This is a genomic window from Spirosoma sp. 48-14 (assembly GCF_001898575.1).
Taxonomy (GTDB): Bacteria; Bacteroidota; Bacteroidia; order Cytophagales; family Spirosomataceae; genus Spirosoma.
In genome coordinates this window covers 320,098-344,946 of sequence record NZ_MKUD01000045.1, presented here as the reverse complement: position 1 = coordinate 344,946, position 24,849 = coordinate 320,098, and the positions used below count along the sequence as shown (strand labels likewise).

At 49.3% G+C, this 24,849-nt stretch carries 21 protein-coding genes; 7 read left to right on the top strand and 14 right to left on the bottom strand.

The genetic code is table 11. From position 1 onward, the window contains the following. Nucleotides 1-65: 65 nt before the first annotated feature. The 8 genes from BGO59_RS23695 to BGO59_RS23660 all read right to left on the bottom strand — a co-directional run bounded on the left by BGO59_RS23695 (nucleotide 66) and on the right by BGO59_RS23660 (nucleotide 9,123). Nucleotides 66-515 (bottom strand): hypothetical protein, encoded by a 450-nt coding sequence (locus BGO59_RS23695; RefSeq protein ID WP_293687382.1) that lies wholly within the window; start codon nucleotides 513-515, stop codon nucleotides 66-68. Nucleotides 516-625: 110 nt separating this feature from the next. Then, nucleotides 626-1,459 (bottom strand): hypothetical protein, encoded by an 834-nt coding sequence (locus BGO59_RS23690; RefSeq protein ID WP_293687380.1) that lies wholly within the window; start codon nucleotides 1,457-1,459, stop codon nucleotides 626-628. Between the two features lie 65 nt (nucleotides 1,460-1,524). Then, on the bottom strand, nucleotides 1,525-2,043 hold the full coding sequence (locus tag BGO59_RS23685; protein WP_293687378.1) for a DUF4494 domain-containing protein: 519 nt from the start codon (nucleotides 2,041-2,043) through the stop codon (nucleotides 1,525-1,527). 119 nt (nucleotides 2,044-2,162) lie between these two features. Beyond that, a complete protein-coding gene (locus BGO59_RS23680) occupies nucleotides 2,163-3,050 on the bottom strand; it encodes an SDR family oxidoreductase (RefSeq protein WP_293687376.1) in 888 nt (295 codons plus the stop codon). 84 nt (nucleotides 3,051-3,134) lie between these two features. Next, complete coding sequence (locus tag BGO59_RS23675; protein WP_293687374.1) at nucleotides 3,135-3,974, bottom strand: crotonase/enoyl-CoA hydratase family protein; 840 nt, start codon at nucleotides 3,972-3,974, stop codon at nucleotides 3,135-3,137. Nucleotides 3,975-4,127: 153 nt separating this feature from the next. After that, nucleotides 4,128-5,636, bottom strand: coding sequence for a DUF1501 domain-containing protein (locus tag BGO59_RS23670; RefSeq protein ID WP_293687372.1), 1,509 nt, complete (start codon nucleotides 5,634-5,636; stop codon nucleotides 4,128-4,130). A gap of 89 nt (nucleotides 5,637-5,725) precedes the next feature. Next, the gene (locus BGO59_RS23665; protein WP_293687370.1) at nucleotides 5,726-7,354 is read right to left on the bottom strand and encodes a DUF1800 domain-containing protein; all 1,629 of its coding nucleotides are present in this window, start codon (nucleotides 7,352-7,354) and stop codon (nucleotides 5,726-5,728) included. Nucleotides 7,355-7,485: 131 nt separating this feature from the next. Further along, entirely contained in the window at nucleotides 7,486-9,123 is a 1,638-nt protein-coding gene (locus BGO59_RS23660; protein ID WP_293687368.1) for a DUF1800 domain-containing protein, read from the bottom strand. 191 nt (nucleotides 9,124-9,314) lie between these two features. Between BGO59_RS23660 and BGO59_RS23655 the strand changes: the two genes are divergently transcribed. After that, nucleotides 9,315-10,436, top strand: a complete 1,122-nt coding sequence (locus BGO59_RS23655) for an aminotransferase class I/II-fold pyridoxal phosphate-dependent enzyme (RefSeq protein WP_293687366.1) — start codon at nucleotides 9,315-9,317, stop codon at nucleotides 10,434-10,436. Here the strand turns inward: BGO59_RS23655 and BGO59_RS23650 are convergent, their stop codons facing one another. Next, entirely contained in the window at nucleotides 10,437-10,748 is a 312-nt protein-coding gene (locus BGO59_RS23650) for a hypothetical protein (protein ID WP_293687365.1), read from the bottom strand. A 137-nt stretch (nucleotides 10,749-10,885) separates the two neighbouring features. Between BGO59_RS23650 and BGO59_RS23645 the strand changes: the two genes are divergently transcribed. Then, the gene (locus tag BGO59_RS23645; RefSeq protein WP_293687363.1) at nucleotides 10,886-11,482 is read left to right on the top strand and encodes an NAD(P)H-dependent oxidoreductase; all 597 of its coding nucleotides are present in this window, start codon (nucleotides 10,886-10,888) and stop codon (nucleotides 11,480-11,482) included. Nucleotides 11,483-11,565: 83 nt separating this feature from the next. On the opposite strand, the gene BGO59_RS23640 is transcribed toward BGO59_RS23645, so the two are convergent. Together BGO59_RS23640 and BGO59_RS23635 are read right to left on the bottom strand one after the other, a co-directional pair. Further along, nucleotides 11,566-13,788: a hypothetical protein gene (locus BGO59_RS23640; RefSeq protein ID WP_293687361.1), complete on the bottom strand. Its 2,223-nt coding sequence runs from the start codon at nucleotides 13,786-13,788 to the stop codon at nucleotides 11,566-11,568. A gap of 238 nt (nucleotides 13,789-14,026) precedes the next feature. Then, nucleotides 14,027-14,521 carry a hypothetical protein gene (locus tag BGO59_RS23635; protein WP_026262290.1) on the bottom strand — a complete coding sequence of 165 codons (495 nt, stop codon included), beginning with the start codon at nucleotides 14,519-14,521 and terminating at the stop codon, nucleotides 14,027-14,029. Between the two features lie 334 nt (nucleotides 14,522-14,855). Between BGO59_RS23635 and BGO59_RS23630 the strand changes: the two genes are divergently transcribed. The 4 genes from BGO59_RS23630 (at nucleotide 14,856) to BGO59_RS23615 (ending at nucleotide 18,696) form a co-directional block, all read left to right on the top strand. Beyond that, nucleotides 14,856-15,596 carry a peptidase gene (locus tag BGO59_RS23630; RefSeq protein ID WP_026262289.1) on the top strand — a complete coding sequence of 247 codons (741 nt, stop codon included), beginning with the start codon at nucleotides 14,856-14,858 and terminating at the stop codon, nucleotides 15,594-15,596. Nucleotides 15,597-15,675: 79 nt separating this feature from the next. Beyond that, the gene (locus tag BGO59_RS23625; RefSeq protein WP_293687359.1) at nucleotides 15,676-16,506 is read left to right on the top strand and encodes a transglutaminase family protein; all 831 of its coding nucleotides are present in this window, start codon (nucleotides 15,676-15,678) and stop codon (nucleotides 16,504-16,506) included. A gap of 168 nt (nucleotides 16,507-16,674) precedes the next feature. Then, nucleotides 16,675-18,087 carry a phosphoglucosamine mutase gene (glmM, locus tag BGO59_RS23620; RefSeq protein ID WP_293687357.1) on the top strand — a complete coding sequence of 471 codons (1,413 nt, stop codon included), beginning with the start codon at nucleotides 16,675-16,677 and terminating at the stop codon, nucleotides 18,085-18,087. A gap of 258 nt (nucleotides 18,088-18,345) precedes the next feature. Further along, complete coding sequence (locus tag BGO59_RS23615) at nucleotides 18,346-18,696, top strand: YtxH domain-containing protein (RefSeq protein ID WP_293687355.1); 351 nt, start codon at nucleotides 18,346-18,348, stop codon at nucleotides 18,694-18,696. 82 nt (nucleotides 18,697-18,778) lie between these two features. Here BGO59_RS23615 and BGO59_RS23610 read toward each other — a convergent pair whose 3' ends face one another. The 3 genes from BGO59_RS23610 to BGO59_RS23600 form a co-directional block, all read right to left on the bottom strand. Continuing rightward, nucleotides 18,779-19,324, bottom strand: coding sequence for a DUF2911 domain-containing protein (locus tag BGO59_RS23610; RefSeq protein ID WP_293687354.1), 546 nt, complete (start codon nucleotides 19,322-19,324; stop codon nucleotides 18,779-18,781). A gap of 187 nt (nucleotides 19,325-19,511) precedes the next feature. Then, nucleotides 19,512-21,044 carry a glutamine-hydrolyzing GMP synthase gene (gene guaA / locus BGO59_RS23605; RefSeq protein ID WP_293687352.1) on the bottom strand — a complete coding sequence of 511 codons (1,533 nt, stop codon included), beginning with the start codon at nucleotides 21,042-21,044 and terminating at the stop codon, nucleotides 19,512-19,514. Between the two features lie 194 nt (nucleotides 21,045-21,238). Continuing rightward, entirely contained in the window at nucleotides 21,239-23,446 is a 2,208-nt protein-coding gene (locus BGO59_RS23600; RefSeq protein ID WP_293687350.1) for an ATP-binding protein, read from the bottom strand. Nucleotides 23,447-23,606: 160 nt separating this feature from the next. Between BGO59_RS23600 and BGO59_RS23595 the strand changes: the two genes are divergently transcribed. Further along, nucleotides 23,607-24,833: an FtsX-like permease family protein gene (locus BGO59_RS23595; RefSeq protein ID WP_293687348.1), complete on the top strand. Its 1,227-nt coding sequence runs from the start codon at nucleotides 23,607-23,609 to the stop codon at nucleotides 24,831-24,833. Nucleotides 24,834-24,849: the final 16 nt, after the last annotated feature.

Below are 24,849 nucleotides of genomic sequence, written 5' to 3'. Positions count from 1 at the left end.
TATTGAAAACAGGACAACAGGCCAATGCCAAAAAGACACAAGCCATGATTCATGCATCAACAAGCTCAAATAAGCAGGCAACGAACGAGCGTGAGAATGTCGCGCCCGGAAAGAGAAGGAGGAGAGGGGAATGCCGAAACCGACGATGAATTGCCCGCGAATACCCAATTGAAAAGCCAGGCCAGAACGGTAGCTACACCGTGAAAGATGGTTTCAGTGAGGGTTTTAACAAACTTGGCAACCAGTTGGCTTAACGACGACGAGATGTCTACATTTTCGTAATGCTGATCGTCCTGGCAGCATTCCATTTTTTTGACAGTTGGTTCATTGGTCGATACCAACTGTTGATCGGCTGAGCAACCCTGCTTGGTTTTTACCTCGCTAAAGGCAACCACCATTGTTCTTTTCTTACCACGCATCTGGCACGAATGTTCAACCAGCCCAAACCCCGTACTGCTCAGCAGCACGATGCAGGCCATCAGTAAGTTGAACCATTTGAACAGAGTGCGTTTCATCGTGGCACAAATATCTACAATAGAACCTATTCAAGGCAAGTGATTATCTGTCAACGGTCGAAATTCTGTAATTCTCAGTCTTTATTCTATAAAATAACGCCTGAGAGGGTCTATTGGTCAGACCCATAGATGAAAAGCGGATCTGTCGTACCCAATCGTACTTCACCGCCCAAACTGGAATACAGATAGATGGACAAAGGCTGGCCTGTTTGATCGACGTACCGTTTCAGATCACCAACAATATCCCGGAAACTTCGCTTCATCGAATAGAGCAGCGATATCATGTGATTATCTTCAGGCCAGTCTTTGGTAGCTAAATGCAAAGCCTCACGGCTGAGGTGTCGGTAGGGATGATCTGGTAAGGTAACAGGAGTTACACCAAGGGTCGATAAGTAGGCGATAAGGTTGTTAGCTGCCTGGGTTTTATCGGAACCTGTATAAACGATTGAGCCAAAAAGGAGTTGACGGGGTATTGGGAAAACTTGTTCGATTGAACTCGTAAATTGTTTGTTCGCTCCCAGGTCCAATACTGCTTTTTCGGAGGTAATGGTTAGTTGACCACTTTCTGTAAAGGAGGGCGTAATCAGATTGATGGTGTATGGGCCGGGAGGAAGGTCTGTTTCCGGAATAGAAAATCCGCCTTTGGAAATACAGCTTGGTTTGTCTCCCGGAAAAGGCTGACATGGCCCCTGACTAGTTGTATTGGTTAGTCTGACTGTGATGACGTTGCCGGTAATGGTTTTTTGAAAAACCAACTGGTATTGTTCGGAGAGGGCTTTCTGGCTGGAAAATTCAAATCGAAATCGACGGCCCTCTTCGCCAAAGATTTCATGGTCCCAATAGAGGCTCAGGCCGTCGTTGGCAACAGCCGCGATGTTGGTGTCTTCCTGGCACCCAAAAACAATACCGGCCAATAAGGCTACCAGCAATAAAGGTCGTTTCATCGGTGTACTATGGACGTTCTTTATGGCTAAGACCCTACTGACCGGTATGGGGTTGTAATGATACCCTAAACCGTTTCTGGCTCAGGGCTTATGACGTCACTTAAGGGACGCAGGTTACGCTTTTCCTCTTCGTTATAGGGGAAAATTTCCAGAATCTTGGTAATGTTCACGTCCGTAATTTCGAATGGGTCAAGCGCTGTTTTCAGGCTTTGTTCAACCCGCTCATAGGCCTGTTTGGGTGTGTCGGCATTAACGAGCATCACACTAGGCGTTTTCTTCTGTTTGCCCGTTTTCTCGTCGTCGGTGATGAACATCGCTTTCACTTTATACCAGGTTTCACTACCATCGTCGTGGTGAAACACATCGGCCAGTTTCATGCGCGAGATGTTGGTAATGTCAAACTCAGGGGTGTTGGCCGCAATCTCCTGATAAAGCCGGGTTTCGGCATCCGTGTAGCTAACGGCGTCGACCAGATAGGCTTCGGTAACCGTCTTTTGCTTGATAAATTCTTCGTTTCGGCTTCCGACGTTCGAGTCGTCGATGGGCTGCTGATAGCGGATTTTTCCTAGAAACCAGTTAGGCATTTTTTAAGATTTTGATCTGTAAGGATAACGTTTTTGAGGCCGCAAAAGTGCCGAAAAATGGCGAAAGAGTGAAAGAATGAACGAGTGAATTTCCGGGTATCGGCCGCCTTTTCTTCAGCTCACTCTTTCGCCCGTTTACTATCTCGATTGGCCTGTTTGATGGATTGCTCGATCATATCCCACTGTTCCGACGAGACGGCTTCGAGGTGATTGAATTCCCCGGCTGCCAGTACCTCCCCTCCGTCGATGGTGATGCACTCGCCAGTGATAAAACCCGAATAGTCGGACAACAGGTAGGCCGCCAGATTCGCCAGTTCGCCATGTTCGCCCACGCGTTTGAGCGGGATACGGCTGACGGGGTCCATCATCTTCATCAACGGTTCCGGGAAAAGCCGGTCCCAGGCACCTTTGGTCGGGAACGGACCAGGGGCAATGGCATTCAGGCGAATGCCGTATTTACCCCATTCGGCTGCCAGCGATTTGGTCATGATAAGCGCTCCGCCCTTGGCTACCGCCGAAGGAACGACATAGCCCGAACCCGTTGTGGCGTAAGTTGTTGAGATGTTCAGTACCGTTCCCGGAATGTTGTTTTCAATCCAGTATTTGCCTACGGCCAGGGTAAAATAATACGTTCCGCGCAGCACAATATCGACAATAGTATCGAAGGCTTTATACGACAGGCGCTCTGTCGGACTGATGAAATTACCAGCCGAATTATTCAGTAACCCATCGACTTTACCAAACTTCTCAATCGTTTTTGCGAGGACGGCTTCAATGTCGGCTGTATTCCGGACATCACAGGGAACTGCCAGAACTTGCCCGCCTGTCTCGTCCATTAATTCCTTCGCCGTTTCATCGATCACGGACTGGCGACGGCTACAAATGGTGATGTTCGCCCCAAGCTGAAGCAGATACCGACTGATGGACTTACCCAGTCCCGTTCCTCCCCCGGTAACAATAATCGTTTTTCCCTTAAGCGCATCATCGCGCAGCATGCCTGTTGTCATAATGATTGAATTGTTGAATGAGTGAATGATTGAATAATCGAAGGAACCCCATTCAATCATTCAACAATTCAATCATTTACTCATTTAGTATCCTCTGTCTATTTTCTTGTTGAATTCGGCTTTGCGTTTTTCCTGTGTGGCTTGCATGGCTTCCGAAAAATCGGTCGATTGGAGTTGGCTGGAGTTCCAGACGGCCACATACTGCAAACCGTCTTCAATGGATTTATTGAGGCTGTAATTCAGGACTTGTTTGGCTCCCTGTACGGCTGTTGCCGGATTATCGGCTATTTGATGGGCTAGTTTGTCGGCGGCTTCAAAAAGCTGATCGGGCGTATCGTAAACATGATTGACCAGGCCAGTCCGTTCGGCAAAGGCCGCGTCGTAGTCGGCTCCGGTAAAGGCCATTTCGCGGGTAAAGCCCTGACCGATGATCTGGGGGAGAAACTGTAGACCGCCAATATCGGGCGTAATGGCCAGTTTCACTTCCCGGAGGCTGAATTTAGCATCGCGGGAGCATAGCCGGATATCGGCTGCTGCGATCATATTTAAGCCACCGCCAATACACCAGCCATGCACAGCCGCAATAACGGGTTTGGGCGACTCATGCATTTTTTGAAACCCCGACTGCATGTGCCGAATCTGCGCCATCAGGTCGACCCGCTGGTGGGCCAGTATGGTGCCGGTAGTCATTTTGCCAATTCGCGGCAGCATCTGCATCACATTGAGGCCATAGCTGAAGTGGTCGCCACTGCCGCGAAATACAATACACCGAACGTTGGACATCCGGTTTAGCTCGTCCATAGCTCTGGGCAGTTCTTCCCAAAACTCAGGCCCCATTGCATTGCCTTTGCCAGGGCCAAGTAAAGAAATGGTCATCACGCCATCGGTCTGTGCGAAGGATAGTGACTGATAGGTTTGTTCCATAGAGCTTAGGCTGAGTGGCTAGTCGTTCTTTCTAGTGACCATAAAAGAACGGATTAGACAATAATCTAATTAGTATGCTTGCATACTGTTGATGTAAAGGTAGCAGAATTGCTCAATGAAACACAACAGTCCTTTTGGTTGACGAACAAATTCTCAGCCGGCAACCTGAACCGAATAAGGCCCGGTATAGACCAGTTTGCCATCCAGACGAATATTTTTGACGGACGTATTTTGGCTGATCGTGACCGTATGCCCAGCGTTTACTTTTACGTATTCGTTGGCAAACGGAACGCGCCCAACGGTCCATATCGATTTGTCCTGCCAGTTGCCCGATGCTACCGTTTCGACGGTGTCTGAGAAAAGCGATATGGTGGGGAACGGATGGAAAAGCAATGAGTTTGTGGTGGTGGAAGCGGTACCGAACCAGTCGTTGAGGATGTCGGTATAAACCCGCCGGAAATCGATCTGCATTGTGATGTCTTTGTTGCCAGTCTGACCCGTCAGATTGGCAAGGTCGGGGTTTTGACCAAAGGTACGGTGCTTGAGATTACTGCCGAAAACGAACATGGGAGCCGCTACGCCGTGATCGGTGCCGCGCGAATTGTTGGAATTGGCCCGTCGCCCAAACTCGGAGAATGTCATGCCAACCACTTTGTCTTCAATGCCCTGCAACTTTAAATCCTGTTGAAAAGCACTGATGGCCGTCGATACTTTACCCAGTAAGTCGGCATGGGTTCCGATCAGTACGTTGGTTGGGTCGACCTGAGTAGAATGGGTATCGAATCCACTGAGCGAGACAAAATAGATTTTCGTTTTCAGACCGCCGTGAATTAGCCGGGCAACGATTTTCAACTGGTCGGCCAGTGAGTTTTTAGCCGATGCATCGGGATAAGTAGCCATGTTTTGACCTGCATCGGCCGCTGCCTTGATTTCGGTCGCATAGCCAACCGACAGAACCTGTTGCTGCCGGATAAACGCAATCAATTCACCGGCATCGCAACAGGGCAGATCATCAGGCGATGGTGTGCCTCCCGACCCAACCAACTGGTAAAAACTATTGGGGTCGCTAAGGGCGATACCCATGGATTGCTGGCTACCCAACAAGGCCGTTGAGGTCAGATAGCCGATCTGAATCGCCAGTGGGTCCTCCATCTGCGCATTCGGATAGCCAACGGGATAGCCAGGGAACCGATTCTCGAGGTAACGCCCCGCCCAGCCTGAATCCGAGGTAACGTTGGCGTCGACGGCGGTCATCCAGATGTCGGTAGCGCGGTAGTGCGACTGATCGGGGTTGGGATACGAAACCGAGTGGATAATGGAGAGCTTACCGGTATTATACAGATCGCGCATGCCGGTCATGGCCGGATGCAGGCCAGTTGCCGGATTTCCATCTAATGCCAGTACGACACTTTCGGGAATGGCGATGTTGCTTCGTAAGCCTGTATAAAGCGAGTACTGATCCCGTGGAATCACGGTGTTCAGGCCGTCATTCCCGCCATTGAGATACACGATTACCAGGACCCGGTCGGTAGCCAGGGCTCCTGTATGCAACAGGGATTGAACCAGTGCCGATTGGCTCGTCATGGCTTTCAGCCCAAACCCATCCAGCATTACAGGCACCAGACTTGCGGAGGCTGCTGCCAAAAAGTCTCTACGTTTCATTGATCAAAGAGTGAAAGAGCGAATGAGTGAACGAGTGAATCATTGGCCTAAGGTTTTAGTCACTCATTCTATCATTCACTCATTCAGGATTAAAAGAGTTGATATTCAGCCATGCGGAGCATGTATTTCATTAAATTCTGTAATCGATACAGCACTGCATTTTTTCGGTTCGTGTTCGTTGGCGTTGAGCGATAATTGTTCCACTCAACTATCCAGGACGAACGCGGAATGCCCTGCATCATGATGGTGTCGATCAAAAAGTTGGTCTGCGACGGAAAGAGATCAAGAGCAAACAGATTTTTGGAAAAGGCAGCCTGAACATCAGCGCAGGAAATGGCAGGGGTTCCGGTTACATCTGAAAAGTTGGGTTGAAGTGATGTAACCCAACCCAGGAGGTCGATTCCCATTTTATAGTTCGGTTTTACCTGGAGCCAGCGCCAGATATAGGCATCGGTATAATCGCTCCGAAGTGCCAGCGTAGTGGTGTTCATCCATATTTTCGAATAGCCGGTCTGATAATAGGCGTCATACCCAAAAACGGACGGCTGATCGACCAATGCCATCTGCATGTCCCGCATACGCCAGAACATGAAATCGCAGTACACCTTAAAGGCGGCATAATCGGTTGTCATATCCGGAACAGGCTGATTGAAGAAACGCATGGCCCCAACAGCCAGGTCGACCGGCGATTTTACCAGTGATCCGCGATTGGCATCATCGAAAAAAACCTGACTGGTTAGCAGCTTGACAATGACCGGCTGAATGGCGTAGTTATTTGATGGACTGGCAAAAAACTGGGCCAGTGGAATAATGACGTTATCCTCGATGGTCTGAGTAACGTTAGGATTGACATACCACCGATATAGTTTCCGGCAGATAAACCGTGACGTTTGTGGGTGATTCAGCAGCATAGTCACCAGGTCAGCTAGTTCATCGTCACCCGCCGTTGTTGTCGATCGACCTGTAATGGTGGTATTGTTGTACTGTGCCGAAAAAGTTTTATTGGTTTTGTCGTGTTTCGACAGAGTAAATGTCGTGCCGAAACTGGTAGAGCCAACCACCCAATAATTGGTGTACTTCCAGCCCGTAAGTACCCGGGCGGCTGCTTTTACATCGTCTTCGGTATAATTTTTATTTCCGGCAAAGTCGAATGCGCCTACTGTAAACAGTTCCTGAAGTTCACGGGCATAATTCTCGTTGGGTTTGCCAACCTCGTTTTCGTTGCCATTCAGGTAGCGTAGCATTGCCGGATCCTTACTGATCTGAGTGACCAGCGTACGGAAATTTCCCAGAGCATTGTTACGCAGCAGGAGCATATACTGATTGACAAAGCGATAGTCATCGACAACTTCGCGGGTTGTTACGAAATGGTTCTGCCAGAACAGGGTTAGTTTATCAAGCAGGCTCGGTGGGGCTGTTTGGGAGGCCATGAGGCCTAACCACCAATACCGTAAATAATGGCCAAAATCAAAATTTCGGTCACCGTTGAACGGTTTATCGAGGTACGTCTGCCCAGCAGTGGCTTTATTACTATCCAGGTCAACGGGGGGCGGTGGCGAGTAATTGGCGTTGCTGATAAGCTGCTGAACTGCCTGCGTAGCCGTTAAGCCCGTAAAACTGGTAATTTCGGTCTGCGTTGGCCCGAAGGTTGCCCGCCGAAGCAAGTGGGCAGCCGTTTTGGCTGTTAGCAGGATTGTATACGGCTCCAGGTAAGGCATTTACGATGAGTGTGTTACGTTTGAAGACGATCAGGACTGATTTTGGGTAAGCTTTAATCGTCTGGAAAATAACAAGTTTACTTATTTGTTGGATGGTATACAATAGGGCTGCCTATTAAAACAAGCAGGCATTAACAAATATGGTACTCGGCCATCCGAAGCATATACTTCATCAGATTCTCTAAACGAGAGCGAACCTCATACCGGGCTCCTCCATCATTTATATTGGTTCGGTATGCGTTCCATTGGAATGTCCAGGACGTACGTGGCAGGCCCTGCATCATAATCGTGTCAATTAAAAAGTCTTTTTGAGATTGCTTTAAATCAATGGCGAACAGGTTCGTTGAAAAGCCGGTCTGGACATCGGCGCAGGAAATGGCAGGGGTTCCAGCTACATCCGAAAAGTTTGGCTGGAGTGCCGTCGCCCAGGCCAGCACATCAATCCCCATCAGATACGTGGGTTCAACCTGCAGATACCTTAACACATAGGCATCCGTATACTCATAGCGATAACCGATGGTAGTGGTATTGATCCAGATTTTGGTGTAGCCAGTATCGTAATAAGGCTCATAGCCGAATACCGAGGGTTGATCCAGCAAAGGCATCAGCATGTCCTGCATGCGGTAGAACATAAAATCGGTATAATTCCGAAAACCAACATAATGCGTTGGCAGCGCCGGAACAGGCTGGTTAAAGAACCGCATCGAGCCAACGGCCAGATCGACTGGCGACTTTACCAGCGCACCAATGGTTGATGTATCGAAAAATGCCTGACTCGTCAGCAGTTTTTCGATGACTGGTTGAATGGCAAAATTATTGGAGACGAAAAGCTGCGCGAGTGGGATGATAATATCATCTTCAACGGCCTGTGTAACGTTGGGGTTGACGTACCACCGATATAGTTTCCGGCAAATGAATCGGGCCGACGCTGGGTGACTCAACAGCATATTGATTAGATCGCTGAGTTCGGCATCACCTGCCGTAACCGTAGGGGATGGGTTGGCTGATCGACCTACAATTACCGTATTGTTGTAATTGGCCGAAAAGGTTTTGTTTGTACTATCGTGGTTGGCCAGATTAAAGATGGTCGTAAAACTGGTCGAATTGTCAACTTCGTAGTTTGTGTATTCCCAGCCGGTCAGCACTTTAGCGGCTGCTTTTACGTCATCTTCGGTATAGTTCTTATTCCCAGCGAAGTCAAAAACGCCAACCGTAAATAGCTCCTGAAGTTCGCGGGCATAATTCTCATTAGGGTGTCCTACAATGTTCTCATTCCCATTCAGGTAGCGCAGCATGGCCGGATCTTTGGTAACCTGAATAACCAAATCCCGAAAGTTTCCCAGGGCATTATTGCGTAGCAACAGCAGGTACTGATTCAGAAACCGATAATCGCCAACGGTTGACCGGGTCGTTACGAAATGGTTTTGCCAGAACAGCGTCAACTTATCGAGCAGGCTGAGTGGGGCGGTTTGAGAGGCCATGAGCCCCAGCCACCAGCAACTCAAATAGTGGCCGAAATCGAAGTTTCGGTTGTGATTAAACGGCTTATCCAGATAAGTCTGCCCGGCTGTTGGCTGATTCTCGTCCAGATCAACGGGTGGGGCAGGCGAATACGTAGCATTGGCAATAAGCTGCTGTACAGCCTGTATAGCCGTCAGACCAGTAAAGCTGGTAATTTCGGCCTGAGTTGGCCCAAAGGTTGCCCGCCGAAGCAAATGAGCGGCTGTTTGAGCCGTAAGCGGAGTTGTGTACGTCGCCAGAGAAGGCATCTAATCCATCTGTTCCAGTGAAAAGCTAGCATAGTGGGTTAGGAGAGATAAACAATTTAAGCACTGATGGCAAAAGAACCAGCAGAAACCTGCAATTTCGATAACAAAAAATGAGCCGTTTTTACGGTTTGGTAGGCTTAGTCAACCGTATTTGGTTTGCCGTTGACCGTTTACTTTAAAATTCATCAGTTATGCACTTCGATACACTCGCCCTCCGCGCTACCCATCAGCCCGACCCAATTACCGGGGTAGTTGTGCCACCGATTCATTTGTCGACAACCTACGCTCGAAACGAAGCCAATGAGTTACCGGGTAGTTTCATCTATACCCGCCCAAACAACCCAACGCGCGAGGCTTTGGAAAAAGCCCTTGCAACCCTCGAAGGGGGAGCTGTCGGTATGGCATTTGGTTCGGGACAGGCCGCTACAATGACCTTGTTTCAGGCGCTCAGCCCCGGTGATCACGTATTGTTATCGACTGATGCGTATTATGGCACTCCCGCCCTGCTCGAACAGGTGTTTCATCCGTGGGGGCTTACCTATACGCGTGTAGATATGCGTGATCTGGGGGCCGTACGCTCGTCGATCCACGAAAATACCCGTGTGATCTGGTGCGAAACGCCTTCTAACCCCATGCTCGATATTGCCGATTTGCAATTAATTAGTCAACTGGCTCACGAAGTTGGGGCGATTTGCGTATGCGACAATACCTGGGCGACCCCCGTTCTTCAGCGACCTATTGAGCTAGGCTGTGATGTTGTCATGCACTCGACTACAAAATATTTGAGTGGCCATAGCGATGTGCTGGGCGGAGCGTTGATTTTTAAGGAAGAGAATGAGTTTACCCAGCGCGTGCGGCTGTTACAGGGTTTGTCGGGTGCTGTGCCATCTCCATTCGATTGCTGGCTGGTTAGTCGGGGAATCAAAACGTTGGGTGTACGGGTGCGTGCCCAAAGTGCTACCGCACAGCGTATTGCGGAGTTCCTGGTAAATCATTCGGCGGTTGAGAGCGTACATTATCCTGGTCTGGAAAATCACCCACAACGGTCAGTGATTCAGCAACAGATGAAAGGCCCCGGAGCTATGCTGTCGGTGCAGGTAAAGGGTGGAGCCGACGAAGCGCTTCGCTTCATCGGGAAGCTAAAGCTGTTTACGCGAGCCACAAGCCTGGGTGGTGTTGAATCGTTGATCGAGCATCGGGCCACAGCCGAAGGGCCAAACTCGATAACGCCGAAAAATCTGTTACGTATTTCTGTCGGTCTTGAACATGCCGACGATTTGCTGGCCGATCTGGCTCAGGCTCTGGGCTACTAATTACCGCCGTTTTTTGGGAATGGGTTGAGTGCCGGGATTCCAGTAATACAGCTTTTTAGTGTCCAGATTCTTAAGCTGGATTGTGTAGGATGTAGACGAGTCGGGCACTTTTATCGGCATATTATCCAGGGTGGCTCGCACAACGTTTTTGGGGTCCATGGGATGCCGGTAAAATGAATTATTCGGCAGCACATTTGGCATAAGGTCGGGAGGGAAAACAGAAGGTACCGAATCATTTCGGATTCGAGTGGTTGGTACCTGAGCCATCGCGCAGGTTATGCTGAACAGGGTGAGGATGCCGACGAGTTTCATGGCTGATAGTAATTTGATTCATACACTATTGAATAGACTCCATACCTACCAGTAGCGTTGCAATATGCCCCACAAAAGAGTACGAACTAAAGCAACAGTGTCGGGGTTCTCTAGACGAATTGAATTAGCTCACTACGATGAAAATTGCGCTTATAGCCACCTCGTCGCGCAAGAACAGTAATTCGTTGCGCTTTGTGACCTACCTTCGCCATCTGTTGGCCGAAGAAGGTGACCACGAGGTTTCGATTATAGATTTTGAGGAATACGACATCCCATTTGTGGGGCAGGGTGTAGTCAAAAAAGATGAACTGACACCATTTCAGGAGAAACTCATCAGCAACTGGGAGGATGCCGACTTGGTGATTTTTGCCATGCCTGAGTATAACTGGACCGCTCCGCCACAGGCAACCAACACGATTCATCAGTTGGGTGGCCCTGCTTTCAAGCACTTATTCGATAATAAGGTGTTTGCCATGGTGGGCGTTTCGAACGGACGCGGTGGCCGACAGCCTGCGCTGGATATGACTACCGTGGTGAACAAAATTATCAGCTTTACCAACAGCTATTCGATTGTATCGCCCAAGTTGTACGAGTCGCACGAAACGGCGATCAATCTGGACGAACACGGCTATTTTATTGGGCATGAGGTCTATCAGCGAACCGTGCGGGCCTTTGTCGACTATACGCTGAATGTAGCACAGCGATGGACGAGTCCCACTTTAATTGAGAAATAGAAACGACGAGCCGCCGAGATAATCTCGGCGGCTCGCTTGTTAAATCCCTCCCTATTAGCCTGACGATGCGTTTGTGGGCCATTTCATTCTACAGCTACCCGCATTAACGACTGGCGTGATTCGGTCGTTGCTTTTAGCAGGTATGTACCCGTGGCTATACCATCAATGGGCCACTCAACCAGTTTTTTACCGCTGAAAGCCGGTATCTGATACATTCGAATCGCTCGTCCTGCTGCATCGAGCAGGTGAATCTGAATAGCCGATCGTTCCAACTGCTCAATCTCCAGACGCAGGATGTCAACCACAGGATTCGGCACTATTCGTACCGTTAAATTGGCAGTAGGCTCATCCAGGGCCGTCAGCACAAAGTTTAATGCATCAGATGGGGGAGAAGCACAGCCATTGATCGTTACAATTACCGTATACAGGCCACTTGCGTAGGGGACCAGCGTAGCACTGGTTGCATTCGAAATGGCAGTTGCCGAATTCGTTCCCGTTTGCAAATACCATTGGATGCCACTCGTTTGATTGACAACCAGACTGCTATTGGATACCGAACTGATAATTGGTTTAGCAGGTGTCGGATTCTGTGCTTTTATTGTGACAAACAAGGTAGAGGTTGTACAGCGATTGCTGTCCCGAACGCTGACCGTGTAGGTCCCTTCCGGTAAATTGATCTGGGTAGCTGTGTAGGGCTTTAATGTGTCCAGGCGTTCTGTTGTCCAGAAATACGTAAACGGTTTGGCTCCACCGGCCACCTGCACGGTCGCTTCGCCATTGCGTAAACCCGGACAACTTACATTTTTTAACGTACCTGTCGATAGAGTCAGGGCTCCTCCATCCGTGACAATAGCTGTTGTGGTGTCACTACATCCACCATCGTCGACTACCCGAACCCGATACGGGCTGGGGGTCAGGTTATTAATCTGGCTACTGGTTTGTAAGGCCTGCCCAAGTATCTGAAAACGCAGCCCTGTACCTGTTCCACCTGTAGCTGCTAGTTTAACCCCCCCCGTTGGGCAGGTGCAACATGTAGCGGGTATGGGCGTAGCCTGTATTTTTACGGGTGTAATGTTGCCAATTGTTACAGATACGATACCCGTGCAGCCATTCGCGTCGGTGCCTACTACAGTGTAGACGCCAGTTGCAAGCCCCGTCAGGACACTGGTATTCTGAGGGGTAGAACTACTGGTGGCCTGATAAAGAACGGTTCCGGTTCCACCAGACGGTGTTATAGCAATGGCTCCAGTGTTGGGACCTGAACACAGAACAGGTCGTGCTGTTGCTTTAAGAACGAGGGGCGCTGGTTGCGGAACAGATACACTTTGTTTGCCCTTACAGCCGTTCGCATCCATTACCGTTATATCATAGCTGGTAGCTGCTAGCCCTGTAAATTGAGTGCCCGATTGGAAGGTTCCAGTGCCAAGTTGATATTGATAAGGCGATAAGCCTCCTGTTGCCGAAACGCTGATGCTTCCATCGATCGAGCCCGTGCAGCGTGTTGGTGCGGGCGTCAGTTTGATGGAAAAAGGAGTAGGCTGGCCAATATAAACAGGTTTGTATAAGACACAGTTATTTTTATCCGATACGATCAACGTGTACGTAGAATCAGCTTTAAGTCCATAGAAGGCATTACTTTCCTGTGGGGGAGTTCCCTGAAGTGCGTAGCGATAATCGCCGACGCCCCCTGATGCTACTGCCACCAATTGACCATCCCGACTGCCCACACATTTAGCATTGGCGACCATGACGTTTGCCGTTAAGGGAGGAGGCTGCGGTAATTCTGCGGTTGTTTTTAGCATACAGCCAGCCGAATCTTTTACCACAACCGGATAAGTACCTGCTTTGAAGGGGCCAAAGGCATTGAACGTCTGGAAAGGGAAATCGCCAAGTTGATACTGTAGCAAACCAACGCCACCGCTTCCATTGATCACGATACCACCGTCCAGCAGGTTATTGCAGGAGGGGGGGCGGTAGTCAAATGAAATGACGATAGGGCGGTAAACCCGAACGGTTCCTACGGCAGTAGTTGTGGTTACGGCGGTGGTACTACCTGAGCCTGCTACCTGACAAATGGCCGTATAGGAAGTTGTCTGTTGAGGAGCAACAACGATACTAGCTCCCGTTTGCGTTGTTGACCAGCGAACGGTACCTGCTGTTGGACAGCCTGACGCGGTGAGGGTTGTACTGGTGCCAGCGCAAACGGATGCCGTTCCGCTTACCGTCACGACCAGATCGGTCGGGGCATTGGCAGTGGTCAGATCATTGGCCCAGGCAGGGGACCAGAAAATAAGTCCTATGAGCATACATAGGATCAATCGACTGGGGTGTACTGGAAACGAAGAAAAAGGGCGTATAGAATAGATCATAATTAGGTATCATAGCCTCACAAACAAAGATAGTTTGTTCAGTTACGAAACCTATATTGTGGGATCAGTATTCAGATGGGATCAACAGCAATTTATCCTGTGGAAGCTTCCAGGCGAGACTATATGTCACGAAGCTGGGCGTGTCTGACTAGGAGGTTTACGTTCTCAACAAGCGTTAGTAAAAGAGTCCCCAATCATCTGGGGCATCATTGTCCTTATCGAAACTATTCACCCATTCTACAAAGAGGATGCGAAACTGTTCAATTTCGTCCCGAAGCAGGTTCAAATAAGCGGTTGCCGCTAGCTTTTCAGCTTTGCAGTAAGATGTTTGCGCCAACAGTTCGCGGGCATGCATTTTGATGATGACGGCATTTTCCATACGAAGGGTGTATAAATCGCCCCCTTCGGCTCCAACAATTTTGGGGGCCAGCATCATTGCATTGGCCAGCATCTGTTCATGCATCATCAGCACATCGTCCTCCTTGTTGATGGTTTCCACAATAGCCTGTGTGAGTTCCATCAATTCGTTGGCTTTCCGCAGAATAGGCAGATTCTTGATGCGTCGGTTCTCTGCTTCCATTTCGGCACGAGCCTCTTCCGGGTCATAATCCTCATCGAAGCCATCCCAATCCAGAAAGCTATCGTCGTCGTCTTCGTCGTCAAAGTTCATTGCAAAATGGGCAAAGGGAATATCACCTTCGCTTGCCAAAGTAACACAAACGTTTCCCAAAAACAAACCTTTTTTCCCAAAAACCCTTTGAAGTTCGGCCAATAATTGTCCACGCTTCGGCTATAGATACATGGGTATGGGGTTAGTAGTTGCTGGCTATAACAGGCGGGAACCTAAAATGTAAAGCTGAGTACATCTGCCGAATCTGGTGAAACAAGAGCGCCTGTCGACATCCTACCTTCTTTTTGAAGAAAAACCGACCTGTAAATCGAACAAAAATTAGGGTAACCTGTATATTTGTCGGGTTTACGATTTGCTTTTCCCACTGTATAGAATGACGTATTGCTTAGGTGTTAAGGTGGCGTCGGGCCTGGTTGCTATTGCCGACAGACGATTGACTTCGGGTACGGAAGTGTCCTCGAACCGAAAAATCTCAGTTCATGAAGTTGAGAATCACTCCCTGTTTATCATGACTTCGGGGCTACGATCTGTCCGTGATAAAGCCATTACCTATTTTAGTGAAGTGCTTACTGAACAGGATAGGTCATTCAATAAACTCTACAAAGCCGTTAATGCATTCGGTGAGCAGGTGAAACGCGTAGCCCAGGAGGATAAAGCGTCGATTATTGCTAACGGGCTGAATTTCAATCTGAATGCTATTGTGGGTGGCCAACTTGAAGATGACACCGAACACAAGTTGTTCTTGCTGTATCCCGAGGGTAACTGGGTAGAGGTAGATCAGGGATCGCCGTTTAAAATTATTGGCAATTCGGGCTATGGCAAGCCGTTGTTATTCCGAAACCTGTCGTATGAGTCCAGCATGCAGGATGCGCTTAAAATTGGCTTTCTGGCTTTCGATGCCACGCGGGTTAGTGCCAACGATGTCGATTATCCGCTCGATGTGGTGATCTATCCTAAAAACAGCTTCCACATGACGGAATACCGGCTCGATAAGGAAGATATGGACGAAATATCACACCAGTGGAGCGCCCTGCTGAGCAACTCCGTCCGGAAACTGCCTTCCTACTGGATGGACCCCATCTTTGAAAAAGTTCGCGCCGTAAAAAATGTATGAGGTTAATTGTAGGATATAGGCTGTAAATTTTCTCCGTCAGAATCATACATGATACGTCATACACCCTATATACATTCCCATGCGTCTGCACGTCCGGCACGAATCTGAGTATACATACGATGCACCTGTGGCATTAGGACCACAAACGCTGTACCTGTATCCGCGTATGTATCCATATCAGCGGCTACTAGCGTACACCTTGCAGATTGATCCCGAACCAGCACGCATTGTCCGTAATGTGGATGTAGAAGGTAATGTACAGCAGGTCGTGTACTTCAGTCATTTGACCTCACATTTGCGGGTAACTGTTGAAATGGAACTGGAATCCGACGAATTCAACTCGTTCGATTTTGTATTGTTCCCCTTTGATACCCAGCAGGTTCCTTTCCAGTACCCTAAAGCAGAAGACGAATTACTGCGTCCGTACCTGGACAAACTGGGTGTAACAGAGCAGGTCGAAAGCTGGGCCAGAGAATTAGCAGCGCAGGCCAACTGGCAGACCACAGCGTTTTTGATGGCGCTTAATCAGACGATCTGGAAATTTACCTATGAAGTTCGTGAAGAAGGTCTGCCATTACCACCCGAACAAACGCTGCGCCAACGGAAGGGCTCCTGTCGTGATTATACGACCCTGTTTATGGCAGCCTGCCGGAGTTTAGGAATAGCTTCCCGCTTTGTAAGTGGCTATCTGCTGGGAAACCCTCAGCAGGAGCATCAGCTTCATGCCTGGGCTGAAGCATATCTGCCCGGAGCAGGCTGGCGTGGTTTCGACCCGACCGAAGGCACACTGGTTGTGAATCGGCATGTTTTTCTGACATCAACGGCCAAACCCGAGCTGGCAGCGCCAATCAGCGGTACGTTTATGGGACGGGCTAATTCTACTTTACGATCAGAATTGACATTCATCTAAACTAGTCACGTAGGGTCTTTCGTTTATACAGGTACGTGGTTACTACTAAACCCGGCTCTTTATCGGAAATTGACAACTTACTATTAAATAAGTAATGGTAAGTAATCGACGACTGACCACGATCAACTATTTTTACAATTTAACCAAAACAATTATCCAACCCGTCACGTGGCATTAATAAAGTCTATTTCCGGCATTCGAGGAACGATTGGAGGACAAAGTGGAGAAGGCCTGACACCTTTAGATGTAGTTAAATTTACAGCCGCCTTTGGGCAGTGGCTGCGACAGCGTAACCCCGACCGTCAGACGGTGGTCATTGGCCGGGATGGTCGGCTGTCGGGCGAAATGATTTCTAAATTGGTGGCTGCTACCTTGCAGGGACTTGGACTTAACGTAATTGACCTGGGCCTATCTACGACACCCACTGTCGAACTGGCGGTACCTGGCGAAGTGGCTTCGGGAGGTATTATCTTAACCGCCAGCCATAACCCCATTCAGTGGAACGCCCTTAAACTACTCAATGAAGCCGGTGAGTTTATTTCGGCACAGGACGGAGCCGAGGTCTTAGCCATTGCCGAAGCTGAGTCGTTCGATTTTGCCGAGGTACGAAAGTTAGGCCAGTACCGGGCCGATTCGACCTGGCTTCAGAAACATATCGATCAGATTCTGGCTTTACCGTTAGTCGATAAGGAAGCGATTGCCGCCCGGAACTTCCGTATTGTGGTGGATGCCGTTAACTCAACGGGTGGTCTGGCCGTTCCGATGTTGCTGGAAGCTTTGGGTGTCGAACAGGTGACCAAACTGCACTGCGAACCAACCGGAAATTTTGCCCATAATCCTGAACCATTACCAGAGAATCTCCGGGATATCATCAAGGAAATGCAGAAAGGTAAAGCAGATCTCGGCATTGTTGTCGACCCCGATGTTGATCGGTTGGCCCTGATTTGCGAAGATGGTTCCCCCTTTGGCGAAGAATATACGCTGGTAGCCGTTGCAGATTATGTCCTGAAAAATAATCCAGCAGGAAGCCCCCGGTCGAGCAATACCGTGTCGAATATGTCGAGTACAATCGCTTTGCGGGATGTCACTCAGAAATATAGTGGGCAGCATTTTGCATCGGCTGTTGGAGAGGTGAACGTGGTAGACATGATGAAAGAAAAAGACGCTGTAATTGGGGGCGAAGGCAATGGGGGCATTATTTACCCAGACCTCCATTATGGCCGTGATGCACTGGTAGGGGTTGCGCTGTTCCTGACCCATCTGGCCAAGTCGGGTAAACTGGCCTCTATTCTCCGGCGGACGTATCCCAATTATTATATCTCGAAAAATAAGATTGAGCTTACCCCCGATATAAACGTCGATGCTGTCCTTGATCGCATCCAGGCCAAATATGCCCGAAATCCGATCAATACTATCGATGGGGTGAAAATCGAGTTTAATAAAGAGTGGGTACACTTGCGTAAATCCAACACAGAGCCTATTATCCGAATTTACTCCGAATCAGATACGCTAGCCACGGCCGACTACCTGGCTGGTAAGATCATTAGCGACATTCGGGAGGTCATCGCTGAGAATCGGTAAGCACTACCGCAGCAGTCAGACCGATTTTCAGGCATATATCTCTCTTTTATTGCCGGGCCACTAGGAAACTAGTGGCCCTTTGTTTGCCCTATCCTGTAGAAAAAAATACTCATAACTTATGTAATTAGGGATGCCTGTACCTGCGGAAAAAGAAATTTGTTATTGATAGCCAGTTGGTTAGGGGTCAGGTAGATGAAATGGCATACTTTTTTTAAAAGAATCACCAATCGTTAATCAAAACTGAAAACAAACACGAATATGAGCTTTCTAAGAGGAGTATTAGCAGGTCTGGCCATTGGTTATCTGACAGCCCCCCGCAGCGGAAAAGAAACACGCGAAAAACTATCGCAGGGAATGGACGATTTACAACGTCAATGGGAAGATGGTGTTGATCAGGTAAAATCTCAGGTCGACCGAGTGGTTGGGAAAGCAAGCAATTCTGCCAATCAGTACGCCAACGAGGCTGAACAGATATTCGACAAATACAAAGAGGATGGACAGGCTAAAGCAGGCCAGGCAAAAAGAGCGTTCAACAACACCGTCGACAGGGCTGCTAACTCAGCCGAAGAAGGAATCGATCGGGCTCAGGAAGCGCTGAAAATTGACTAAAAGCCGAACGTGTATCGACCTACATGCAGAAAGGACCTGAACAACTGTTCAGGTCCTTTCTGCATGTAGGTCAGTAATAGGGTTATTTGATCGAGATGGGAACATCGACGGTATCCCATTTCAGATCAACCCCCTTGCCATTTACCTCATAGACCAGTTTTTCGGTCATGGCCGTTTTCTTGGGCTTAACGTCTACCGTCAGCACGTCGTTGGCTGGGTCGCGGTTGGCTTCACCACCCCGTTTGATGCCCCATTGTCCGGTTTGTGAGTTGAAAATAATTTTCCACTCTTTTTCGCCTGGCGTGGCAAACAGGCTGTATTTGCCGGCAGCTAAGGTTTTACCTTCTACTTTGATGTCTTTATCGGTTTCGAAGATGGTGGCTTCGTTGGCACCGGCCCGCCATACTTTACCATATGGGGCCAGCGTTCCAGCGGGGTCCCACACATTTCTTCCTTTCACCGATGGGCTGCCATAGTTGATGGTAATTGTTGCTCCTCCAATTTTGCCGCTGGCGGTAGCGGGAGGGCTGGGGCGGCTGGCTTTGTCGCCTTGTGCGAAGCTGATCATAGTCATACATACACCGGCTAGCGTGAGGGCCAGAACCCGAGTCATTTGTAAGGTTTTCATACAGAAACAAAAGGTTAGAATTGCGGGCGAAAGTATGCATTTTTTCTAAAATAAAACGCCCGATCAGTAAGTCGGGCGTTTGCGAGAAATGTTAATTATGAACCGGATACCAACCAGCAGGGACGCCAGGAGACAAAAAAACATTCATTTATTCTTTGCGCCTTAGCGTCCTGGCGGTTTAGTCCATTTATTCCCACTCGATGGTTGCAGGCGGTTTGGAGGAAATATCATACACCACACGGTTAACCCCCTTTACCCGGTTAATGATTTCGTTCGATATATCGGCCAGAAATTCGTAAGGCAGATGCGCCCAGTCGGCGGTCATTCCATCGACAGAGGTTACAGCCCGTAGGGCAACGACACGCTCGTACGTACGCTCATCGCCCATAACCCCAACCGATTGAACTGGCAGCAGAATCGCACCCGCCTGCCATACCTTGTCGTACAGCCCTTCGCGCTTCAGACCGTCGATGAACAGGGCATCGACCTGTTGCAGAATCGCTACTTTTTCAGGTGTGATATCACCCAGAATCCGTATCGCCAACCCTGGTCCGGGGAATGGGTGGCGCCCAAGAATGAAATCGGGTAGACCGAGTGTTCGACCAACGGACCGCACTTCGTCTTTGAAAAGGGTATTTAACGGTTCCACGACTTTGAGCTTCATGAAATCGGGGAGGCCGCCCACATTATGGTGCGATTTGATGGTAGCCGAAGGACCTTTTACGGATACGGATTCGATCACGTCCGGGTAAATAGTCCCTTGTCCCAGCCACGAAACCCCTTCAATCAGGTGCGCTTCATGGTCAAATACATCAATAAAGGTTTTGCCAATGGCTTTCCGCTTGGCTTCGGGGTCGGTCAGGCCCTCCAGCGCGGTATAGAATCGGTCTTTGGCATCGACGCCTTTCACGTTAAGCCCCAGCGTTTTGTACGATTCGAGTACCGTTTCGAATTCGTCTTTCCGCAGTACACCGTTATCGACAAAAATACAGTAGAGATTGCTGCCAATAGCCTGGTGAATCAGCATGGCGGCAACCGACGAGTCAACTCCACCCGACAGGCCCAGCACGACTTTGTCGTTCCCTAGCTTTTGCTTTAGCTGGGCTACTGTACTTTCGACAAACGACTCAGATGTCCAGTTCTGGGCACAGCCGCAAATGTCGACAACAAAGTTGTGAAGCAAGGTTTTGCCCTGTAACGAGTGCGTCACTTCGGGGTGGAACTGAATCCCGTACGTAGGCTCGCCCTCAATATGGAAAGCCGCTACCCGAACGGTATCGGTTGAAGCAATGATGGTGAAATTATCGGGAACGCTGGTGATGGTGTCGGCATGCGACATCCAGACCTGCGAATGCTGGTCAATACCTTTTAGCAGTGGACTTTCGGTATCGACTGTACCGAGTTTGGCCCGACCATATTCGCGAATGGAAGAAGGCTGTACTTCGCCCCCGCTGGTATGCGCCAGTAACTGAGCACCATAGCATACCCCTAAAATGGGGAGTTTATGCCGAAAAGCTGCCAGATGAACTTCAGGTGCATCGATATCACGAACGGATGATGGACTACCTGAAAGAATAATGCCCTTGACGTCAGCCGTGATTGTGGGAATGTGATTATACGGATGGATTTCGCAGTAAACGTTCAGTTCGCGCACCCGGCGGGCAATGAGTTGGGTGTATTGCGAACCAAAATCCAGAATCAGAATTTGTTCGGTGGCCATGAATTGGTCTCTAAAATGCAAAGTTAGAGCATTTTTCGTTTGACCAACTCAATTTTCACCACAAAAAGCGATTAAGGCTTTAGACACTGTAGTGGCGGCACTATGGTTTGGCGGTGGTGTCGGTTACTAATAACCGACACCGTGAAATAGGATGTTTAGAACGTCTGCGGCTCTTGGAGCTACTAACCGGCCAGCTACTGTTTGATGGGTAGCCAAATGGTAAATGTTGTTCCCTGGTCGGGGACCGTATCGAAGGTTAGCGAGCCAGCATGCCCTTTGGTGACGATGTCGTAACTGAGTGATAAGCCTAAGCCAGTTCCCTGCCCGGTAGGTTTGGTCGTAAAAAAAGGATTGAATACTTTAGCCCGGACCTGATCGGGGATGCCCGTACCATTGTCATGAATTGTGATTCTGATCCCAGTATCTTCCTGATACGTACGTACAACGACGGTTGGCTGGTATGCTCCAGTAGCCTTAGTCGCTTTTTCGCGAACGGCATGGAACGCATTGCTGAATAAATTGAGTAGTACGCGTCCCATATCCTGAGGCACTACAGTTACCTCTTTCAGATTGGGGTCGAAATGAGTTTCCAGTTGGGCGTTAAACTGCTTGTCTGTTGCCAGGAGGCCATGATAGGCCAACCGAAGGTATTCGTTACAGAGGGTATTCAGGTCGGTTGGCTCCCGCTGACCAGTACTGGTGCGGGCATGACCCAGCATGCCTTTGATAATACTTGCTGCCCGACTACCGTGTTGCCGAATCTTTTGCAGATTACCCGTCAGATCGTCCAGCAGTTCTTCTTCCAGTGTCAGGTCGCGGTTCGCCCCTTTTTGTTGTTCGTCCCGAAGTTCGACCAGTAACTCGCCCGATACCTCGGCAAAGTTATTGACGAAGTTGAGAGGGTTTTGTATTTCGTGGGCTATACCCGCTGTAAGCTCGCCCAGGCTAGCCATTTTTTCGCGTTGAATTAGCTGTTGCTGTGTCTCGCGAAGTTCGGTCAACGATTGCGTCAGTTCAGATGTGCGCTGGGTCACCTGTTGTTCGAGGGTTTCGTTTTGCTGGGTCAGAATATTTTCTTTTTCGGCAGATAGCTGTTGCACCTGTACCAGTCGTTCTTCCAGCGTTTTGTTCGTCTGGGCATGTTCACGGGCTAGTATGATAGCAAATGTGATCGGTAGTGTCAGGAAGAAAAGCAGATTCGTCATGGCTGACAAAATTGCATTATAAGCTGGGAAGTGGATCGATAACCACCAGCTTATAAAGCCACCCAGCAGCAGGATGACCAGCATGACAAGAATACTACTGAGCATGAACCGGGCATTTATTTGTTTGGCCCGAATGGCATTGATGCTGACCCGTATGCCATCGGCAAATAGCCCAGTAATGGCCAGAATGGATAAAATGCTGGCGACTTGCCAGGATGACGATAAGGACATTATACACCGGGGGGTAATCAGCAAAATACCCTCAATGACTAAAAACCAGGGTAAGGGCTGATCCAGGTAGACGTAATAGGTGATCAGGAGCATCAGCATAAAGAGGGATACGAGTAAGCCCTGGCTTACAATAAGCCATTCGCCAATTGATGGATCAGTGATGAGGCCCAGCAATTCGACTAGTGTAATGCAGAAGGCCCCTGAAAGCATGGTTAGCCCGAATACCAGATTGACCCGCTTTCGGCGGTAGTAATAATAAAGAAAGTGGATAACCGCCAGCATGAAGAAGATACCGACCAGCAGGTAATTGCCAAGCGCCTGGGTATACAGTCGGTTAAACTGACTCGTGGCCAGGTGCTGCGCTTCGAACAACGTAATTCGGAAAACAGGCAGGGTAAAATAAAGGAACTTAGGCGAATACCAGGGGGGCGATAGCTGCGAAAGCCGTACAGCCAGTACATGACGACCGGGAGCTAAGGGGGGCAGAAGGTAGATCGCATGATCGGATGGCGTATAAGACCGCTGAGTCTGATAGGTTGACCCGACACGCCCCAGTTGTTGCCATCGTGACCCGTCTATATAGATGTCCGAAGCCCCGGCCTGATTGAGCGTAGCTGCCAGAGAAACAGGCAGCGTATCTGTATTAAGCGTGAAGGTATAGCGCAGCCAGCCAAGAGGATGGTTTTTGACGTTGTCCAGGCGCGTTATCGGACGTCCTGGCCGGATGGTATCCCATCGGCTGTCATCGAACGAGGTATTAGCCCAGGCCGGGTTATCGCCGGTATGCCAGCGCCAGCCCTTCACGAGCGACAATCCATCTGCGGGCAGGCTGTCGATTCGGGTTACCGATTGAGCATACGTGGTCAGTGCCCCCAACATAGACAGCACCAATAGCAGAGATAGAGTATGGGTACGTAGTCGATTCGTTGTCCAAATTGGCTGATGTGTCGTATCGATTGTAATCATTGGCCAGTTAATCACTGTAAAACTCTTACTTTTACGTTGTAGAACAAAATAACAGTCGCTAGTCAATAGTAGTCAGTTTATCGGTAGGATTCACGGCTAAAAACATCTTTTTTATACGACCTACAATGAACAATTATCGACAAACGGCGAACCACTCAACTTGAACGTCCCTGTTTTTTTAGCCCGTAAGGTTCGCCACGCGCCCGAGGGCAGTTTTTCGGCTACGGTTACTCGAATCGGCATTGGCAGTATTGCGCTGGGGTTAGCCATTCTGATTGTAGCCTTTGCGGTCCTTTATGGGTTTAAACATACGATTCAGCAGAAGATTTTTCTGTTTGGGGCGCATCTGGGCGTGAGTAAATTCACCAATAATATGTCGTACGAAGAAACGGCCCTGCCTCTACGCTCCAGGCTGTACGACGACAGTACGAAAATTCCGGGTGTTCGGCATATTCAGGCGGTAGCGCTGAAGGCGGGTATCCTCAAAACTAAAGAGGAGTTGAGTGGGGTGATTCTGAAAGGCGTAGGTCGGGATTACGACTGGAATCTGTTTCAGGGATCGCTGGTCGCTGGAAAGATACCCGTTGTTGGGGCCGATACCGGTTCCGGATCAACTCAACTGTTGCTGAGTCAGTACATGGCCAACCAACTGGGCGTAAGTGTGGGCGAAAGTGTGCCGTTGTATTTTCTGGGCAATGCGCCCCGTGCCCGAAAAATGACTGTAGTTGGTATTTATGATACCGGCTTGGAAGAAGTCGATAAAACCATTGCCCTGGGTGATATCCGGCTCATTCAGCGGCTGAATCGCTGGGGACCCGATTCCGTGGGTAGTTACGAGATCTTTGTTAATGATTTTGCCCGACTCGACCAGACGGCCGCCAACGTTTTTCAAGCCCTGTCGCCCGATATGCGCCTGACGCGCGTAACCGACCAATACCGACCCTTGTTCGACTGGATGCTTCTGCTCGACCGAAATATGGTTATTCTGCTGAGCCTGATTACGTTCATTGCTTCGTTCAATATGATTTCGGTGTTGCTGGTGCTGATGATGGAGCGAACACCTATGATTGGTCTGTTGAAAGCGCTGGGAGCCGCTAATCCGCTCATACGACGCATGTTTGTATTTGTTGGGCTCAACATGGTTAGCTGGGGGCTGCTAATCGGCAACGTAGTCGGGTTGGGGCTTTGCTACCTACAGGACCGCTTCAAACTGATTCCACTCGACCCTAAAAATTACTTCATGAATTACGTGCCCATTGTGTGGGACTGGCCGACTATTCTGGCCTTGAATGGCGGAACCATCTTGCTGATTGCACTGGTGCTCTGGTTCCCGACATTTATCATTAACCGGATTCAGCCGGTAAAAGCACTGGCCTTTAAAAAATAAGCCTGTTCCCAGGGTT

What these genes read in the sequence shown, in the direction of transcription:
- BGO59_RS23695 (WP_293687382.1), bottom strand. Translation starts at nt 515, where the DNA reads ATGAAACGCACTCTGTTCAAATGGTTCAACTTACTGATGGCCTGCATC.
- BGO59_RS23690 (WP_293687380.1), bottom strand. Translation starts at nt 1,459, where the DNA reads ATGAAACGACCTTTATTGCTGGTAGCCTTATTGGCCGGTATTGTTTTT.
- BGO59_RS23685 (WP_293687378.1), bottom strand. Translation starts at nt 2,043, where the DNA reads ATGCCTAACTGGTTTCTAGGAAAAATCCGCTATCAGCAGCCCATCGAC.
- BGO59_RS23680 (WP_293687376.1), bottom strand. Translation starts at nt 3,050, where the DNA reads ATGACAACAGGCATGCTGCGCGATGATGCGCTTAAGGGAAAAACGATT.
- BGO59_RS23675 (WP_293687374.1), bottom strand. Translation starts at nt 3,974, where the DNA reads ATGGAACAAACCTATCAGTCACTATCCTTCGCACAGACCGATGGCGTG.
- BGO59_RS23670 (WP_293687372.1), bottom strand. Translation starts at nt 5,636, where the DNA reads ATGAAACGTAGAGACTTTTTGGCAGCAGCCTCCGCAAGTCTGGTGCCT.
- BGO59_RS23665 (WP_293687370.1), bottom strand. Translation starts at nt 7,354, where the DNA reads ATGCCTTACCTGGAGCCGTATACAATCCTGCTAACAGCCAAAACGGCT.
- BGO59_RS23660 (WP_293687368.1), bottom strand. Translation starts at nt 9,123, where the DNA reads ATGCCTTCTCTGGCGACGTACACAACTCCGCTTACGGCTCAAACAGCC.
- BGO59_RS23655 (WP_293687366.1), top strand. Translation starts at nt 9,315, where the DNA reads ATGCACTTCGATACACTCGCCCTCCGCGCTACCCATCAGCCCGACCCA.
- BGO59_RS23650 (WP_293687365.1), bottom strand. Translation starts at nt 10,748, where the DNA reads ATGAAACTCGTCGGCATCCTCACCCTGTTCAGCATAACCTGCGCGATG.
- BGO59_RS23645 (WP_293687363.1), top strand. Translation starts at nt 10,886, where the DNA reads ATGAAAATTGCGCTTATAGCCACCTCGTCGCGCAAGAACAGTAATTCG.
- BGO59_RS23640 (WP_293687361.1), bottom strand. Translation starts at nt 13,788, where the DNA reads ATGCTCATAGGACTTATTTTCTGGTCCCCTGCCTGGGCCAATGATCTG.
- BGO59_RS23635 (WP_026262290.1), bottom strand. Translation starts at nt 14,521, where the DNA reads ATGAACTTTGACGACGAAGACGACGACGATAGCTTTCTGGATTGGGAT.
- BGO59_RS23630 (WP_026262289.1), top strand. Translation starts at nt 14,856, where the DNA reads ATGACGTATTGCTTAGGTGTTAAGGTGGCGTCGGGCCTGGTTGCTATT.
- BGO59_RS23625 (WP_293687359.1), top strand. Translation starts at nt 15,676, where the DNA reads ATGCGTCTGCACGTCCGGCACGAATCTGAGTATACATACGATGCACCT.
- BGO59_RS23615 (WP_293687355.1), top strand. Translation starts at nt 18,346, where the DNA reads ATGAGCTTTCTAAGAGGAGTATTAGCAGGTCTGGCCATTGGTTATCTG.
- BGO59_RS23610 (WP_293687354.1), bottom strand. Translation starts at nt 19,324, where the DNA reads ATGAAAACCTTACAAATGACTCGGGTTCTGGCCCTCACGCTAGCCGGT.
- guaA (WP_293687352.1), bottom strand. Translation starts at nt 21,044, where the DNA reads ATGGCCACCGAACAAATTCTGATTCTGGATTTTGGTTCGCAATACACC.
- BGO59_RS23600 (WP_293687350.1), bottom strand. Translation starts at nt 23,446, where the DNA reads ATGATTACAATCGATACGACACATCAGCCAATTTGGACAACGAATCGA.